Source organism: Chryseobacterium sp. FH1 (assembly GCF_000735135.1).
In the GTDB taxonomy this organism is placed as follows: Bacteria; Bacteroidota; Bacteroidia; order Flavobacteriales; family Weeksellaceae; genus Epilithonimonas.
On sequence record NZ_JPLZ01000002.1, the window covers coordinates 556,974 to 573,724 of the forward strand.

Consider the following 16,751-nt stretch of genomic DNA (forward strand, 5'->3'; position numbering starts at 1 on the left):
TTTTAAATTTTCCTTAAGGATTTTTCTTGAAAATTATTTCAGAATCTGATAAGCAACAAGTGCCGAAAAGTATGCCAAAATTGTCATTGCAAAAGTCTGCAACATTGTCCACTTCAAACTTCTGGTTTCCTTGTAAACTACCGCTATCGTAGAAATACATTGCATCGCAAAAGCATAGAAAAGCAAAATCGAAACGCCTGTTGCAAAGCTGAAAACCTTTTCGCCATTTGGATGAACGTCCAATCTCATTTTCTCAATCAATCGGCCTTCCGGCGCTTCCTCGTCCAAACTGTAAAGTGTTGACAAAGTTCCCACGAAAACTTCTCGCGCCGCGAAGCTTGTCAAAATTGAGATGCCCATTTTCCAATCGTAGCCCAAAGGTGCAATCGCTGGTTCCATAGAACGACCGATTTTTCCAAGATAAGATTGCTCCAACTTCACATCAGAAGCAATCGTTTGATTTGTCTTTTCTGATGGTCCAAAATAACTCAAAGTCCACAAAATAATGCTGACTGCAAAAATCACTTTCCCCGCACCTGTGATGAATTCCCACACTTTACCTAAAACCAATTTGAAATCATAGCCGAACAAAGGCATTTTGTAGGTCGGCAAATCCATTACCAGGAAACTTTTGACTTTGGTTTTGATTAAATTTTTAAGAATCAATGAAGAAAATAGTGACATTCCGAATCCTAGAAGATACATTGCCAAAAGTGCCAAAGCTCTGTATTTGATGCCATAAAAATTCTCGTCTGGAATAATCAATCCGATGATGATGCTGTAAACTGGTAACCTCGCAGAACACGTCATAAAAGGCGTTACGAGAATGGTAATCAATCTTTCCTTGATGTTTTCGATGTTTCTCGTGGACATAATCGCTGGAATCGCGCAAGCTGTTCCGGAAACCAATGGGACAATACTTTTTCCATTAAGTCCAAAAGGTCTTAAAAATCTGTCCATCAAAAAGATAACTCTCGCCATATAACCGGAATCTTCCAATAGATAAAGGAAATAAAGCAGAATCCCAATCTGCGGTGCGAAAATGACAATGCCTCCAATTCCTGGCACAATTCCATTTGAAATCAATGAATTGATTGGACCTTCAGGAAGATTCTCTCCGGAAAAATCGGAAAGCCAACTGAACGCGCCTTCTATCCAATTCATCGGATATTCTGCCAAAAAGAAAACACTTTGAAAGATGATTAACAAAATCAAAAGAAAAACCAAATAACCCCAAATTGGATGAACCAAAATACGGTCAAGTTTTTCCGTCAGCAATTGTTTTTTCTGAGGTGTTTTTTCTGTAGTTTCAGAGATTATTTTGTCGATATTCTGATAACGGCGAACCGTTTCCTGAATTTGAAGTCGCTTTGGAACATTACATTTTGCATCTTCTTGGCTGATGATTTCGTTGATTCTTTCAATCTTTCCGAGATAAGTGTCGGTCGCGAGAAGTGTCCAGATTTTGTAAAGATTGTGGTCTTTTGTATTTTCAGCAATTTTGTGCACCAAACCTCTTTGTTCAATCGGAATTTCAAAAGTACTTTGTGCGGTTTTTTTGAATTGATTATTAAAAATAGCTTCACGCACTTCCTCAATTCCCAAATGTTCCTTCGCATTTGTTCTTAGAATATCAACATTCAGTTTCTTGGAAAGCGCATCAGTATTGATTTTTATGCCACGTTTTTCCGCTTCATCTATTTGATTCACGACCATCAGAATCGGAATTCCCAAATCCTGAATCTGCTGAAACAAAAGCAAACTTCGCTTCATATTGATGGCGTCAGCGATGTACAAAACGCCAGCATAGTTCTCCTGCTCCTGAATCAAATATCTGGAAAATATCGCTTCATCCTCGGAAGTTGGATAAATGCTGTATGAACCAGGTAAATCTGTAATTTCTACCTCTTCATTTTTATAAGTATAATTTCCGGAAAGGCTCGCAACGGTAACGCCAGCGTAGTTTCCGGTTTTTTGTTTTCTGTTGCAAAGACTATTGAAAAGCGTGGATTTCCCGACATTCGGATTTCCAACCAATAGAATTTGCTTTTTGTTTTTCTGATTCTGCATTATGCCCAAACTTCTACATTTATAAATTCTGCTTCTTCCTCCCGCAATGCGACTCTGGTTTTTTCGGAGCCGTATTCTATGTAAAGTGGACCGCCAAATGGTGCCTGATAAAGAACTTGAAAGATGGTTTCCGGAAGTAGTCCCATTTCCAATATCTTGGTAGGCATTTGCAGATTTTCATTGTCATAACCTGTGATTTTACCCATTTTGTTTTTGGGGAAACAGCACAATTTATAGGGATGTTTGCTTTGCAAAATTCATTTTTTTAGAACTGCAAATATAGCTTGTTTTAAATAAATCTAAATAAGGATATTAGTCATAAAAAAACCGGGAAGCAATTTTTCCCGGTTTGTGATTTATTTTTTCTTTTTGTCTTTCACGACAGCAAGTTCTATTGGATTGTCGTTGGCATCATAAAAATCCTTCAACATTTTTTCCTGTTTTTTCACCATTTCTCCAATGCTAATGTCGCTTCCAGGAATTTTTTGAGACATCATCTCCGGTTTCAACATTGGTCGGATTGTAGCAAAAGGATCTTTTTTGAAATCTGCAATTGTACTTTCAAATTTGTCTCTCGATACTTCCACACGTTTCGATGTTCCTCCAGGAGAGATTTTCTCGATGTAAGAAAGTTCTTCAAAATTGTCAACTTTTTTATTTCCTTTCAATTCCCAAGAGTAGTTTCCGCCGTCGTCTTCAATTTTTACAATCAAACCTGGCAAACCATTGAATTTATATGGTCCATCTTGAAAAGGCAAGTCTGATGTAAACCAAGCGTTCCATCTTCTGCCTCCGAATTCTGTCGTCGCTTTCTGAGTATTGTAAGTTCCGATTTTTACTTTTTCGGACGTGATATTCCAATTGAATTTTGTGTTGTCAACATAACCCAATTTCATCGGCGTCATCCCGTTTTGAAGTCCTTCTTCCAAAATCACTTTCATATCTGGATAGACTTTTTCAACTTTATAAGCGAATTTTGGCATTGTCATAGATTTTGACATATCCTTGAAAACACCGGATTTTTGCATCGCCTCTACTTGAACTTTCATAATAGAATCCTGAGCCACCCAAGTGAAATCTCTGTAAAGTGATTTTTCTTTTGTGATGTCAAGCGTCGTCATTACCTTTTCAACTTTTGCAGAATCTTTTTTCGGTTTGAAAGTCAATTCGTAGAAAAATCGGTTGGAGGATGTTTGAGCAAATACCATTGTTCCAAACATCAAAATTGGAAGAATGAGTAATTTTTTGAGAGATTTCATATTTTATATTTTTTGTTTCTGAATAATTAGTGCAGGATTTTTTAAAATGTTACAGAATTATTGATACATTTTTTTAATCGATTCATTCAGCGTTTTATAAATATTGAGTTCCTCTTCATTTTTAATCAATTCTTCGTGGAGTTTCAAAACTCTTTCGTCGCCTCTCACAGCTGGTCCGGTTTGAGCCAATTTTGGGTCGAGATGATGGATTTTCTCTACGGTTTCATTAATTAAAGGAATGAAATAATTAAAATCTAAATCTTGCGAATCCGAAATTTCCTTAGCTCTTGCAAACAAATGATTCACAAAGTTGCAAGCAAAAACGGCGGTCAAATGAATGTATTTGCGTTTTTCGTAAGTTGAAATTTCAACATTATTAGAAATGATGGAAGCTAATTCAAATAGAGATTTTTCATCAATTTGATTATCAGCTTCAATGAAAAATGGAATTTTGGAATAATCCAGATTTTTGGTTTTTGAGAAAGTCTGCAAAGGATAGAAACTTGCCTTTCGGTAATTGCCTTTCAAGATTTCTTTTGGGAGAGAACCAGAAGTGTGAGCAACAAGCGCATTTTCATTTTTAATTAATTCAGAAACCTTTTCCACAGAAGAATCAGAAACGGCGATGATGTAAAGTTCCGCTTCTTCCAAATTTTCATTAGAATAGGGAATATTAAACTCATTTGAAATTTTCGAAAGTTCAATTTCGTTTCGTCCATAGATTTGATGAACCTTAATATTATTCTGAGTGAAAGCTTTTGCCAAATGATAAGCCACATTTCCCGAGCCGATGATTACTGTCTTCATAACAACAAAGATAAGGATTTGATGATTTGGATTTGATTAATAATATTTGAGGCTCGATTTTAGATTTAGCTTTATCCAAAGAAATTGAAAAAATAATTTAACTTTGGTCTTATTTTTTAATCAAAACTACGAAACATCTGAATGAAGCTCAAAGATGAGGAAATTGTAAACCTGCTAACTGCACCTCAAACGGTAGAGAAAGGTTTGCGTGCAATGATGGATGCTTATCAGAGTCGTCTCTATTGGCATATCCGTAGGTTGATAGTCGACCACGACGGCGCTCAGGATGTTTTGCAGGATACATTTATCAAGGCGTATCAGAATATTCATCAGTTCAAAAGTGATAGCAAATTGTACACTTGGTTGTACAGAATTGCTACCAATGAGGCTTTGCAAGCACTCAACAAAATGAACAGGATGAAAAAGACAGATGAAGATGCGGAATATCATATGCAGAATCTGGTCGCAGATAATGCGGGACAAGATGCTGAGGAGATTCAGGTTTTTTTGCAGAAGGCGATTCAGACTTTGCCAGAGAAACAGAAATTGGTGTTCAATATGAGGTATTATGATGATTTGCCTTATGAGGAAATCTCGAATATTCTGGATATGTCTGTCGGAACTTGTAAAACGAATTATCACTACGCCAAGGACAAAGTAGAAAGTTATATTAAGGACAATTACTCGCAAGAGTTTTAAAAAATAAAAGGAAATGAAAATCGATATAGAAAAACTAAACAGAAAAACGCCGTATCCGGAACCTTCCGAGGATTTTTTCAAACAGATGCAGGCGAATGTCATTTCACAAACAGTTGGGAAAAATCCAGTGGTCGTGAAAAAAGAAACAAAAGTTTTCGCTCTTGATTTCAAATGGATGGCCGCGGCAGCCGTGATTTTGATTGGCGGAATCACAGCTTTCTTAGGATTTAATAATGACCCAGAGGTTTCTATGGCAAAACAATCTGTGATTGTTGACAGCGTGTACAAAGTAGATCAACCAATCCAAGAAAATGCACCAAATCTAATGGCTGAAAACAACACGGTCGCGGAAACGCAAACTGAAGTTTTGAAACCAAAAGTGTCAACATTAGCGGTTGCATCGCATTCTAAAAATAAGGTTTCTGCTGATAGAAATATGGCAGACACACAAAGTTATGCTTCTGAAACAAAGAAAAAATCTGCGATGGATGTTGAAAAGGTTCTTGCAGCGTTCACACCAGATCAATTGAAAGACATCGACAGAAACAGCGAGCAAGACGTGTATCTCGACCTTTATAATTAATTAAAATCAAAAAGATGAATAAGTTATTATTAATTGTTTTGATTGCCGGATTATCCTCTACTATCACAGCCAAAGCTCAGCAAAGAGGTTCTGGTAATACAGCTGGTAGATCAAGTGGCTCTACGCCTACGCTAAGAAATAGTGGATCAGCCAGTTCCTTTTCGCCATCTGGCACTATGCAACAGAGGCAACAGTCCATTCCAAGAACTTCCGAATGGCAGTCGATGAATATGAAAGAAAGGAAAGCCGCTGTCAATAATATGTCCGTAAAAGACAGAACCGTTTTTCTCCAAAATATGAAAGAAAACATCGTAATTGATGATCTAGATATTCCTAAAGAAAAACAGGAAGAGTTCAAAAATCTCTATGCTGAGTATCAAAACAATCAGAAACAGATCAAAGAAAAATTTTTCGTAGATAAAAATCTAGACAATCTTTCTGACGAAGAAGCGACAAAACGCCTGAATCAAAGTTTTGATGTTGGACAACAACTTCTCAATAATAGAAAGGCCTATGCTGATAAATTCCTGAAAATACTCTCTCCTCAGCAAGTTCTGACGCTTTTCCAAACGGAAGGGAAGATGCGGGAGAAAATGCTGGATAAAAAAAATGACAAATAACTCAGAAACCTCTAATTTTTAGAGGTTTTTTTTATTTTATCTGCCACATTTGCAATTGTCTGCAAATAATTTTTCCTATTCTGTTAAAATTATGTATTTTCGCACACTGATTATAAATATATACTATAAATGGCAATTTTAGGTGAAATTAGAAAAAGATCGTGGCTTCTGTTAGGCGTTATTGCTTTGGGATTGTTTGCATTTCTTTTCAACGCAGATACCTTTGATAAGATGTTTTCGAAGAATCCAAACGTTTTTGGACAGGTGAATGGCGAGGATATTACAAGAGACGAATTCAATGACCAATTGATGATCATGCAACAGCAAGCTCAGCAACAGGGGCAACCTGCGAAAGGTCTAGAAGAGCAGGCTTGGCAAGTTCTTGTGCAATCAAAATTGATCAAGCAGCAGTTTGACAAAACTGGACTTGAGCTTACAGACGAGGTTTTCTGGAGCCAATTGCAGTATGATCCTATCTTTGCACAGAGTCAGCAATATTTTGACGAGAAGGGAAACTTCAAGCTTAATGATATTAAATCTGAAATCGAAAAATCTCAAGCTACAAGTCCTGAGAACTATGCCTTCTGGTTGAAAAACAAAAAAGCGATCGAGTACAGAATGATGGCTAGAATGCTTTTCGGAAACATCACTTCTGGAATCACAACCAGCAAAAAAGAAGCTGAGTTGATGGTGAAATTCCGTGATGAGATGGCAAACATCGATTTTGTAAAAGTAGATTACCTGGAGTTTTCTAAAAAGAACAATGTAAAAGTTACGACTAAAGATCTTGCAGATTACATCAAAGCACATCCAACAAGATTCAAGGCTACAGCTAGTAGAAATCTTGCTTACGCTTACTTCCCAGCAGCACCAAGTGCTCAAGATGATGCAGCGACTTTGAACGAGATCAATAAACTTTTCCTTAAAGGAACAGATGCATCCAATGGCGCGGAAAACTTCCAGAATACGACGAATGATTCTATGTTTGTAGAACTTAATTCTGATGTTCCTTTTATTCCTCAATATGTAACTACTTCTCAGTTACCACTGGAGATTAAAGACAAAGTTGCCACTGCATCTATAGGGCAGACTTTTGGGCCATACAAAGAACAAACGCTTTATGTGGTTTCAAAATTACTTGACAGACAGATGAAGCCTTCAGATTCGGTAAGCTCAAGTCATATTTTAATTGCTTATAAAGGAGCAGAAAGATCAACGGCTACAAGATCAAAAGAAGAAGCAAAAGCTTTAGCAGATAAAATTTTAGCTGAAGTTAAATCAAATCCAGCAAAATTCAATGAAAATCTTAAACAGTCAGACGAGCCAAATGCTGTAGAAAGAAATGGAAGTGTTGGTTGGACGACGCCTTCATCTCCATTTGCGCCAGGATATTTAAGTTTTTTAGCATCTCATAGAAAAGGTGACATTGGATTGGCTGAAACAAATTTTGGTTTCCATATTATCAAAGTCGATGAGAGACCAGAAAGTTTAAAGTATAAAGTAGCTCACATTGCTAAAAATATTAAAGCATCTGACAAAACTGAAAATCAAGTTTTAACTCAGGCAACTAGATTTATTCAGCAAACTCAAGGTAAAAGCTTTAATCAGTTTAAAAACTTGGCTGAGAAAAACAAATACAGATTCGAAAATCCTAAAACTGTTGGTCGTTTCCAAGGAACACTTCCAGGAATTGGAACGGACAAAGATGCAGAGGTGATTGCTTGGGCATTTGACAAAAAAAGAAATATTGGTGATACAGATATCTTCACTGTAGAAGGTACTGGTGATAGAATTGTTGCTTACGTGGTCGGAAAACAAGATGAAGGTCTTGCAGATCCAGAAACCGTAAGAGATCAAATCGAGCCAATCGTGAAAAATAAAGTGCTTGCTAAGAAAATTCTTGAGAAAATCAATGCAGGTAAATATGCCTCTTTAGATCAAGCAGCGAAAGCTTTTGGAACAACTAAGGGAAGTGCACAAGTGAATGTTTTCAATCCTTCTGTAAACGGAGCGATGGAACCTAAAGTTGCTGGAGCAGCGTTTGGTGTTGCAAACAACAAATTGTCTCAGCCAATCGAAGGGATGACAGGTGTTTATCTTGTTGTTAAAAAATCTGTGGCTACAAACAAATTGCCAGGAGATATCAAGCAGATTACAGAATCTATCACACAACAGAACTCTCAGCAGTTTACCGGTGCATTCTTGAAGAGTCTGCAGGATAATGCAAAAATCAAAGATTACAGAATTGAAGTTTGGGACAAATCGCCTCAACAATAATTCAGAAATTATATCAGAAATAACAAAAAGCGGCATAATTGTCGCTTTTGTTGTTTTTAATTTATATCCATTATAAAACCAATATTCATATATTTGCTAATTAGTTAAAACCAACACAACGTGAAGTTAAGTAAAGAATTAAAAACAGGATTAATAGCCATTTTCGCCATCATAGGATTCGTAGTACTTTATCAATTTATGAAAGGTAAAAACCTTTTTACCACAGATAATGTTTTCTACGCAAAGTATGACAATGTAGAAGGACTGTCTGCTTCCAATCCTGTATCTATAAACGGTTTGAAAGTGGGCCAAGTAGATGAGATCAAACCAATCACAACCAAAGATGGCAAATTGCACTTTGTTGTAAAATTGACCATTGATGATAATTTTGAATTTGCCAAACAATCAACGGTCGAGATCTTCGAACCAGGTTTGATGTCCGGAAAAGAGTTAAGAATCAATCTGGCTTATGGCGGAGGAACAGCGAAAGATGGTGATACTTTAAAAGGAGATTATCAACTTTCAATGTTGAACTCATTGTCGTCTCAAGTAAAACCAGTGAAAGATCAGTTGTCTAATGTTCTATTAAAGTTAGATTCTACATTGGCAAGCACCAACAAAATCGTAGATGAGCAAAACAGGAGGGAGATCAAATTGTTGCTTTCAAATCTTAATAAAACCATTGAATCTTTCAAAGGTGCATCAGACAGAACCAACTCTATCTTGGCAAGCAACGAAAAAGGCTTGCACGAAGTGGTTGCGAATGCCAATGCAGCGATGTTGACAGCCAATAAAACACTTGACAAATTTGGAGGTGTTGCAGAACGTGTAGATATCGAAAAATTAAATGGAACGATCGACCAGTTCAACCAAACGGCTGGAAAATTAAATAACGTTATTTCCGGCATACAAAACGGCGAAGGTTCGCTTGGTAAATTGGCGAAAGATGAAGAGCTTTACAACAATCTAGAAAAGACTTCCAAAAACTTGAATGCTTTGGTAGAAGACTTCAAAGCAAATCCTAAGAGATATGTAAACTTCTCTGTTTTTGGTAAAAACGCAGACAAAAAGTAATTTATGCAATATATTGATAATGTTATTTTCCTGATTCTTCTGGTTGTAGGTTTCGGACTGTTTTTCAAAAGTCTAAAGGAAATCTATCGCAATATCAAATTAGGAAGAGAAATCAACAGAACCGATAGAAAATTTGAGCGTTGGGCAATAATGACCAGAGTTGCGCTTGGACAAAGCAAAATGGTGAAACGCCCGATTGCAGGGATTTTGCACATTTTCGTTTATGTTGGATTTGTCATTATCAATATAGAGTTGTTAGAAATCATCATTGATGGAATCTTCGGAACACATCGATTTTTGCAAAGCATTTTAGGTGAATCTTTCTACGCATTTTTCACATCATTTTTAGAAATCTTAGCCTTGTTGGTTGTTATCGCAGTTGTGGTATTTTTCATTAGAAGAAATTTCTACGGTGTAAAAAGGTTAACGATGAAAGAACTTTTCGGATGGCCAAAGAATGACGCCAACTGGATTTTGATCATCGAATTTGCTTTGATGGTTGCTTTCTTCACAATGAATGGCGCGGATTATTATGCAGATGCAAATCGCTTCGGAAGCAATTTTCCGATTTCAAAGTACATTTTTCCATTCTTCCAGAATTTCAGTGTAGACACACTTCATATTATCGAAAAATCGGCTTGGTGGTTTCACTTTGTTGGGATCTTGTTCTTTATGAATTATCTTTATTATTCAAAACATCTTCATATCATTTTAGCATTTCCAAATACTTGGTTTGCGAATCTTGAGAAAAAAGGAAAATTCAACAATCTGGATTCTGTGACTGCGGAAATCAAATTGATGATGGATCCAAACGCAGATCCTTACGCTGCACCGGCTGAAGGCGCAACAGAAGTTCCATCGAAATTTGGAGCAGAAGATATTTTTGATTTGGATCAGCATCAGTTGATGAGCGCTTATTCCTGTACAGAATGTGGTCGTTGTACTTCGGTTTGTCCAGCGAATATCACAGGTAAGAAACTTTCACCAAGGTTGATTATGATGAAAACCAGAGATCGATTGGAGGAAGTCGGGAAAAACATCAATGCCAACAGTGGGAAGTTTGTAGATGACGGCAAAAAATTATTGAACGATTATATCACCAAAGAAGAACTTTGGGCTTGTACGACTTGCAACGCTTGCGTAGAAGCTTGTCCGGTTCTGATTGATCCTCTATCGATTATTTTCGAAATGAGAAGATTTTTGGTAATGGAACAATCTGCAGCGCCACAAGAATTAAACTTGATGATGACGAACGTGGAGAACAATGCCGCACCTTGGCAGTACAATCAGGCAGATCGTCTGAATTGGGCAAAAGATTAATCTAAAAGTAAAAATACATTTTACATTAATACAAAATACATTTTACAACAAATGGATTTCACTATAAAAACAATGGCCGATTACGCTGCAGAAGGCAAATCACCAGAAGTCCTCTTCTGGGTTGGTTGCGCTGGAAGTTTCGATGACAGAGCTAAAAAAATAACCAAAGCTTTTTGCAAACTGCTCAATAAAATCGGAGTTGAGTTTGCTGTTCTTGGTCAAGAAGAATCTTGCACAGGCGACCCCGCAAAACGTGCCGGAAACGAGTTTGTTTTCCAAATGATGGCTTTGACCAATATCGAAGTTCTGAACGCTTACGAAATCAAAAAGATCGTGACGGCCTGCCCGCATTGCTTCAATACTTTGAAAAATGAATATCCAAGTTTAGGCGGTAACTATCAAGTTTTGCATCATACTCAATTTTTGAAAGATTTGATGAATGAAGGCCGATTGAAAATCGAAGGTGGAAGTTTCAAAGGAAAGAAAATCACATTCCACGATCCTTGTTATTTGGGGAGAGCCAATGACGAATATGAAGCACCAAGAATGCTACTGGAAAAATTGGATGCAGAATTGGTGGAAATGAAACGTTGCAAAACCAACGGACTCTGTTGCGGTGCTGGAGGTGCACAGATGTTCAAAGAACCTGAGAAAGGAAACAAAGACATCAATGTTGAGAGAACGGAAGAAGCACTTTCATTTGAACCAAAAATCATCGCTACGGGTTGCCCGTTTTGTAATACGATGATGACAGACGGCGTGAAACATTTCAACAAAAATACAGAAGTAGAAGTTAAAGACATCGTGGAGCTTTTGGCGGAAGCGGAAGATTTGTAGTTCAACTACATTTATAAATACAAAAACCCAGATCAATTCTGGGTTTTTCCTGTTTACAGAATTGGATAAAAATCCGTAATTTTATATTTTTAAAATCAGATTATGCAAATCGAGGAATCCAAAATCGTTGAAACAAACGATTACCGAGTGATTATATATCCCGCTTCAAGACCTTTTACAGCCAAAGAAAGCAAAACCATTGCAGAGAGATTGTACGATTTTTTAGGCGATTGGGCAGCACACGGAAGGGAACTTTCTTCTTCTTTCAAGATTGAGAAAAACCAATTCATCATCATCTGTGTCGATGAGGAAAAAGAAGTGGCTTCCGGCTGTAGCATTGATGCTTTGGGCAAAGTAATGAGAGAATTGGATGCAGAGTTTGAGCTTGGTCTATTTGATAGAATGAAGGCCAGCTTCGTAGAAAATGGTGAAGTCAAAACTTTGAAACTAATTGATTTTAAAAACAAGATCAGAAGTGGCGAATTGTCAAAAGAGATCGAGGTTTTTGATTTTTCCAAGAACACGTATCTAGATTTTTTGAGTCATTTTTTACAGCCTTTCAGCAGAAGTTGGGCTTCTACGATTTCTTAGTTTTTCATTAATTCAAGATTCAATCATTTCAAAATCAAACTTTGAAAATACTTTTCCTTTCTTCTTGGTTTCCAAACAAATTAGAACCTACGAACGGCAACTTTGTGCAACGCCACGCAGAAGCGGTTGCGATGAAACACGATGTGGAAATTCTTCATACCATCGGAGATTTTGACCAGAAAGAAACTTATGTTTTTGATGACAAAGTTATAAATGGAATCAGAACTTTGGTGATTTATTACAAAAATTCCAGCAATCCAGTTCAGAATTTCATTAGAAGAATAAAAGCGTACAAAATGGGATTTGCCAAAATGCAAAAGCCAGATTTAGTGCACGCCAACGTGCTTCACAACAATATGCTTTTCGCGGTTTACCTCAAGAAGAAATTCAAAATTCCGTTTGTGGTGACAGAACATTGGACGGCGCTTCAACATCAGAATCTTTCCAAAACATCGGAAAAAATAAAAAGAATTGCAAAGTACATTGCAAACAATGCAAGTTACATTCTTCCCGTTAGTGAAAACCTTTTAAGCAGTCTAAGGTCTATTGGTATCGAAACGCAGATGAAGGTAATTTCAAACGTGGTAAATACCGAGGTTTTTGATATTAAACAAGGTCAAGAATCTGAAACCGTCAAATTTCTGCACGTCTCCAGTTTGATTCCGAGAAAACGTCCTAATCAAATCATCGAGACAGTTCATAAATTAAAACAAAATGGATCCAATGTCTCATTAGAAATTGGTGGTGATGGCGACACAGGGACGTTGATAGATCTCGTAAAAAAATTAAATGCCGAATCTTATATTTCAGTATTCGGTGAGATAAGTTATGCTGAAGTCGCAAATAAAATGCAAGCCTCAGATTGTTTTATTCTTTTCAGCGATAACGAAACTCAAGGCTGCGTAATTTTAGAATCTTATGCTTGTGGCAAACCTGTCATTGCAACTGCAGTTGGCGGTGTGCCAGAATTTGTAAAACCAGGTTTGGGTGTTCTTATTGAAAAGGCAAATGAATCAGAATTATACCAATCGATCGAAAGTTTTGTGAATCATAAAATGAACCTTCAAAAGCCAGAAGTACTCCGAAAATTCGTCTTGGACAACTTTTCCAAAGAAAGTATCTGCACACAGTTTACTGCTATTTATAATCAAGTTGTGAAATGATGAAGGGTTTCCAAATTAACATTTCTAACACCATTGACTCAAAGGTTTTTTTTGCTGATGGGTATGACTCTTTTGTCGTGAAAGACGAGACTGTCGAAATTACTGTTGAAGGTATTATTCTAAATAAAACTCAACTTTTACAACAGAATAATTATTCTGATTTTTCGGTCCTTTTTGAGAAATTTTATAAAGAAAAGAAAATTGCTTCCATAAATGAACTCGACGGCGAATTTCGTGGTTACGTTTGGGATAAATTGGACAATAAACTTTTTGTTTTTACCAACCCGACTTCTACTCAACGTGTTTTCTATACGCAACAAAATAGACAAATTTTCATCGATTCTCACTTAGTAAGATTAAGCAAATCTTTGAAAGAAAACAAAATTTCTGTTACTCCCGATATCGATAATCTTTACAAATTATTGACTTTTGGAAATATGCTTGAAAATGAAACGCCGATTGACAATGTCTTCAAAATTCTAGATGGACACTACTTGGAAATCGATTTGAAAACGCAAATTATTCTTGAGAAAAAATACTTTGATCTGGAAAATGTCACATATTTCAAACATTCTAAAAACAAAGCAATTCAGGATTTGGATGCCATATTCTCCCAAAATATTATTATGGAATATGGGAAAGATAATGAGCTTGATTCCAAACACTTTACCCTACTCAGTGGCGGGTTAGATAGTAGAATGGGATTGTTGTACGCTGAGAAATTGGGTTATAAACCAGACGAAGCATTTTGTTTCTCCCAATCGGGCTATTTGGACGAAACTATTTCTAGAACCATTGCAAAAGACTATCAAATCCCTTATAAATTTCAATCTCTTGATGGGGGTGATTATCTAAAATACATAGATAGATTAACAGAACTTTCAGAAGGTTGCGGTTTGTTTACAGGAGGAATTCACGTTCAATATGCTTTTGAAAATCTACAAAATAAAGACTTCAAAATTGTGCATAGCGGTTCTATTGGTGACGGAATCTTAGGTGGTTTTAATACGGTTCCCTTTCGTCAAAAACCGGGAGAATTTAAAATCGTTGTCAACCAAAAATTTCTTACAAAAGTAAAATCAGATTTTGAAAAAGTTCTGAACCATTACGAATCAGAAGAGTTATTTTACCTCAGAAATGTTGCTTATAATAGAACGGTTTTAGGTGCTCAAGTGATTGAGCAATATGCTTATCAAACTTCGCCATTCATGTCGAAAACGATGTTGGAATTTGCAATCAGTCTTCCGGAAAAGTGGAAAATCAATCAGAAACTCTACTTGGAATGGCTGAATCAATTGACACCAAATGCCAGTGACTATATCTGGGAAAAAACAGGAATGAAGCCGAACGCACAATGGAAAAGTACGTTTGGTCCAAAGGTGAAAAAGAGAATTTCGAAGATTTGGAACTCCAAGATCAGAAAGCAAATCAATAAAATAAGTATGTACCCGTACGAATTTTATTATTACAATTCACAGGATATTCAGGATTATTATCAAACTTATTTCAAAGAAAATATTTGGCGTTTGGAAGATTATCCGGAGCTGAGACAAGATGTGGAATTTCTTTTCGAACAAAAAGATTTCTATCAGAAAAGTCAGGGTGTCAATATTTTAGCTATTTTTAAATTATTTTTCAAATAGTGGGAAACCTGTCCGACTTTCTACGAAATTTTCTAAAAAACAAAGGTCATTTTGTCTTTGGATCTTTGCTTGTGGCGAAGATTTGTGGCTTTGTAGGTGCTTTGATCGTCATCAGATTATTGTCCGAAAATGATTTTGGATTGGTAAGTATAGTAACCTCCCTATTGGCTGTCTTTCTTGCATTTAGCGGATTTGGAAGTCAGCAGATCTTGTTGAGATATGGCTCAATTGCTAAAACCACAGAAGATAAAAATGTACTATCAGCATATCTATTGAAACAGGGTTTTTACTACCAGATCGTGTTGAGTTTGATTTTTTTGCTATGCTCATTTTTTTATTTTGATAAATTCGAAAAAATCATTCTAATTTTCATTGCCTTTGCAGTAAGATTGATAGGCGTTTTTTTTTACAATCACATTCAGTCGCAATTAAGGATCAATGGGAAAAACCATGAATTTGCCCGACTGAACAATGTGGTCAATATCTCAGGTCTGATCTTGATTTTGATTCTTACTTATTTTTTTGGAATCATCGGTTATTTGATTGCAATGATGCTGATGCCATTCTTTTCATTATTTTGGTTTAAAAATATTCGTTTTTCAGAAAAAATTGAACTGAAAATTTCCAAAAATGAAATCTGGAAATATGGACTTTTCACCGCTGGCACCGCAGTCCTGAGTGATGCTTTATTTTCGATGGATATTATACTAATAAGTTTTTTGATGGATGAATCTGCAGTTGCCAATTACAAAACCGCTATTTTGATTCCAGCTAATTTGACCTTCATTGCAATGACTTTTATGCAAAGCGATTTTCCGGAATTGGCTAAAAATCATAGCAACAAACTATTCTTAAAATATTATATTTCAAATTATTACAAGATTTTTATCCCGCTTTGTTTAGGGATTTTCTTCGCAATGTTTGTGCTTGATGATTTTATCGTGAAATTATTTTTTGGAGAAAAGTATGAAGGAATTGAAATCTCTTTTCTGATTTTAACAGGCGCTTTTCTTCTTAATATGTTGATGAGAAATCTCTACGGAAACTTATTATCAGCGGTTGGAAAAATGGAGTACAACACGATTATTTCTGCATTTGCTTTGATTATCTTGGTCGGCTTTTCTATGTTTCTGGTTCCGAAATTTGGAGTGGAAGGAATGGCGATTTCGCAGTCTGTAACCTTATTAATAACCGGATTGTTGTTAATGGGTGGATTCTTGTCCTACTACCGAAAATTGTCGTGAAAGAATTTTTATCTTTGCAAGGATGAAACTCAAACTATTTACAATTTTATCCGCTATTTTGCTTCTTTTCTCTTGCCAGAGAGACGAGGCAGAAACGCAAACCATAGATCAGGTATTGACACTTTATCTCAAGAGTTCGACCAATCCGGATTTGTTAAATTCGAGAATTCCAGGGTCTTTTACCAATGTTGCCTTGCTTGATATTTTGGGCATCAGAGATTTGATTCCTGTTTCGGGATTTGGTTTGTTAAAGGATTCTGATACTTTGACTTATCTTGATTATCCAGCCGGCGCCATTAGATTAAAAATCGATTCTTTGAGTAATGAGAATGAAGAAACTTATTATTCTCAATTTGTTATCCGATTATCCAGACCGAGCAATTCTACAACGCCTTTTGTAGATGATGATACGATTAAGATAGAATACAAATCCACACCATCATTGTTTCAAATTTCCAAACTTTGGTACAATGGCGATCTGAAATTCACAAAAATCCAAGGAGAGCCAAACATTGTCACAATCGTGAAATAAAATCCCTAAATTTGCACTCTAATCATTCAAAG

General features: G+C 36.3%; 16 protein-coding genes. 12 read left to right on the forward strand and 4 right to left on the reverse strand.

Annotated elements, in window-relative coordinates; genetic code table 11:
* Window positions 1–33 precede the first annotated feature (33 nt).
* The 4 genes from feoB to IO90_RS03910 all read right to left on the reverse strand — a co-directional run bounded on the left by feoB (window position 34) and on the right by IO90_RS03910 (window position 4,136).
* A complete protein-coding gene (gene feoB, locus IO90_RS03895; RefSeq protein WP_034964057.1) occupies window positions 34–2,070 on the reverse strand; it encodes a ferrous iron transport protein B in 2,037 nt (678 codons plus the stop codon).
* Window positions 2,070–2,276, reverse strand: a complete 207-nt coding sequence (locus tag IO90_RS03900; protein ID WP_076768758.1) for a ferrous iron transport protein A — start codon at window positions 2,274–2,276, stop codon at window positions 2,070–2,072. Before IO90_RS03900 ends, feoB begins: the two co-directional genes overlap by 1 nt.
* A 150-nt stretch (window positions 2,277–2,426) precedes the next feature.
* Complete coding sequence (locus IO90_RS03905) at window positions 2,427–3,329, reverse strand: GLPGLI family protein (protein ID WP_051878237.1); 903 nt, start codon at window positions 3,327–3,329, stop codon at window positions 2,427–2,429.
* A 57-nt stretch (window positions 3,330–3,386) separates the two neighbouring features.
* Window positions 3,387–4,136 (reverse strand): Rossmann-like and DUF2520 domain-containing protein, encoded by a 750-nt coding sequence (locus IO90_RS03910; protein ID WP_034964060.1) that lies wholly within the window; start codon window positions 4,134–4,136, stop codon window positions 3,387–3,389.
* Between the two features lie 141 nt (window positions 4,137–4,277).
* On the opposite strand from IO90_RS03910, the gene IO90_RS03915 reads away from it, so the two are divergent.
* The 12 genes from IO90_RS03915 to IO90_RS03970 all read left to right on the forward strand — a co-directional run bounded on the left by IO90_RS03915 (window position 4,278) and on the right by IO90_RS03970 (window position 16,719).
* Complete coding sequence (locus tag IO90_RS03915; RefSeq protein ID WP_034964061.1) at window positions 4,278–4,835, forward strand: RNA polymerase sigma factor; 558 nt, start codon at window positions 4,278–4,280, stop codon at window positions 4,833–4,835.
* Window positions 4,836–4,848: 13 nt separating this feature from the next.
* Window positions 4,849–5,418 carry a hypothetical protein gene (locus IO90_RS03920; RefSeq protein ID WP_034964064.1) on the forward strand — a complete coding sequence of 190 codons (570 nt, stop codon included), beginning with the start codon at window positions 4,849–4,851 and terminating at the stop codon, window positions 5,416–5,418.
* Between the two features lie 14 nt (window positions 5,419–5,432).
* Window positions 5,433–6,038: a hypothetical protein gene (locus IO90_RS03925; RefSeq protein WP_051878238.1), complete on the forward strand. Its 606-nt coding sequence runs from the start codon at window positions 5,433–5,435 to the stop codon at window positions 6,036–6,038.
* Between the two features lie 129 nt (window positions 6,039–6,167).
* Window positions 6,168–8,315 carry a SurA N-terminal domain-containing protein gene (locus IO90_RS03930; protein WP_034964065.1) on the forward strand — a complete coding sequence of 716 codons (2,148 nt, stop codon included), beginning with the start codon at window positions 6,168–6,170 and terminating at the stop codon, window positions 8,313–8,315.
* 120 nt (window positions 8,316–8,435) lie between these two features.
* The gene (locus tag IO90_RS03935) at window positions 8,436–9,389 is read left to right on the forward strand and encodes an MlaD family protein (RefSeq protein WP_034964066.1); all 954 of its coding nucleotides are present in this window, start codon (window positions 8,436–8,438) and stop codon (window positions 9,387–9,389) included.
* Between the two features lie 3 nt (window positions 9,390–9,392).
* Complete coding sequence (locus IO90_RS03940; RefSeq protein ID WP_034964067.1) at window positions 9,393–10,709, forward strand: (Fe-S)-binding protein; 1,317 nt, start codon at window positions 9,393–9,395, stop codon at window positions 10,707–10,709.
* 51 nt (window positions 10,710–10,760) lie between these two features.
* The gene (locus IO90_RS03945) at window positions 10,761–11,546 is read left to right on the forward strand and encodes a (Fe-S)-binding protein (RefSeq protein WP_034964069.1); all 786 of its coding nucleotides are present in this window, start codon (window positions 10,761–10,763) and stop codon (window positions 11,544–11,546) included.
* A 102-nt stretch (window positions 11,547–11,648) separates the two neighbouring features.
* Window positions 11,649–12,137 (forward strand): hypothetical protein, encoded by a 489-nt coding sequence (locus IO90_RS03950; protein WP_034964070.1) that lies wholly within the window; start codon window positions 11,649–11,651, stop codon window positions 12,135–12,137.
* 41 nt (window positions 12,138–12,178) lie between these two features.
* Entirely contained in the window at window positions 12,179–13,300 is a 1,122-nt protein-coding gene (locus tag IO90_RS03955) for a glycosyltransferase family 4 protein (RefSeq protein WP_034964072.1), read from the forward strand.
* Entirely contained in the window at window positions 13,297–14,943 is a 1,647-nt protein-coding gene (locus IO90_RS03960; RefSeq protein ID WP_034964073.1) for a hypothetical protein, read from the forward strand. The genes IO90_RS03955 and IO90_RS03960 overlap by 4 nt, the downstream gene beginning before the upstream one ends.
* Window positions 14,943–16,187, forward strand: a complete 1,245-nt coding sequence (locus IO90_RS03965; RefSeq protein WP_051878239.1) for an oligosaccharide flippase family protein — start codon at window positions 14,943–14,945, stop codon at window positions 16,185–16,187. Before IO90_RS03960 ends, IO90_RS03965 begins: the two co-directional genes overlap by 1 nt.
* Window positions 16,188–16,209: 22 nt before the next feature.
* Window positions 16,210–16,719 (forward strand): hypothetical protein, encoded by a 510-nt coding sequence (locus IO90_RS03970; RefSeq protein WP_051878240.1) that lies wholly within the window; start codon window positions 16,210–16,212, stop codon window positions 16,717–16,719.
* Window positions 16,720–16,751 lie beyond the last annotated feature (32 nt).

Coding starts and splice junctions, on each gene's coding strand:
- IO90_RS03900 (WP_076768758.1), bottom strand. CDS start 2,276: ATGGGTAAAATCACAGGTTATGACAATGAAAATCTGCAAATGCCTACC.
- IO90_RS03920 (WP_034964064.1), top strand. CDS start 4,849: ATGAAAATCGATATAGAAAAACTAAACAGAAAAACGCCGTATCCGGAA.
- feoB (WP_034964057.1), bottom strand. CDS start 2,070: ATGCAGAATCAGAAAAACAAAAAGCAAATTCTATTGGTTGGAAATCCG.
- IO90_RS03945 (WP_034964069.1), top strand. CDS start 10,761: ATGGATTTCACTATAAAAACAATGGCCGATTACGCTGCAGAAGGCAAA.
- IO90_RS03940 (WP_034964067.1), top strand. CDS start 9,393: ATGCAATATATTGATAATGTTATTTTCCTGATTCTTCTGGTTGTAGGT.
- IO90_RS03925 (WP_051878238.1), top strand. CDS start 5,433: ATGAATAAGTTATTATTAATTGTTTTGATTGCCGGATTATCCTCTACT.
- IO90_RS03970 (WP_051878240.1), top strand. CDS start 16,210: ATGAAACTCAAACTATTTACAATTTTATCCGCTATTTTGCTTCTTTTC.
- IO90_RS03910 (WP_034964060.1), bottom strand. CDS start 4,136: ATGAAGACAGTAATCATCGGCTCGGGAAATGTGGCTTATCATTTGGCA.
- IO90_RS03905 (WP_051878237.1), bottom strand. CDS start 3,329: ATGAAATCTCTCAAAAAATTACTCATTCTTCCAATTTTGATGTTTGGA.
- IO90_RS03915 (WP_034964061.1), top strand. CDS start 4,278: ATGAAGCTCAAAGATGAGGAAATTGTAAACCTGCTAACTGCACCTCAA.
- IO90_RS03930 (WP_034964065.1), top strand. CDS start 6,168: ATGGCAATTTTAGGTGAAATTAGAAAAAGATCGTGGCTTCTGTTAGGC.
- IO90_RS03950 (WP_034964070.1), top strand. CDS start 11,649: ATGCAAATCGAGGAATCCAAAATCGTTGAAACAAACGATTACCGAGTG.
- IO90_RS03960 (WP_034964073.1), top strand. CDS start 13,297: ATGATGAAGGGTTTCCAAATTAACATTTCTAACACCATTGACTCAAAG.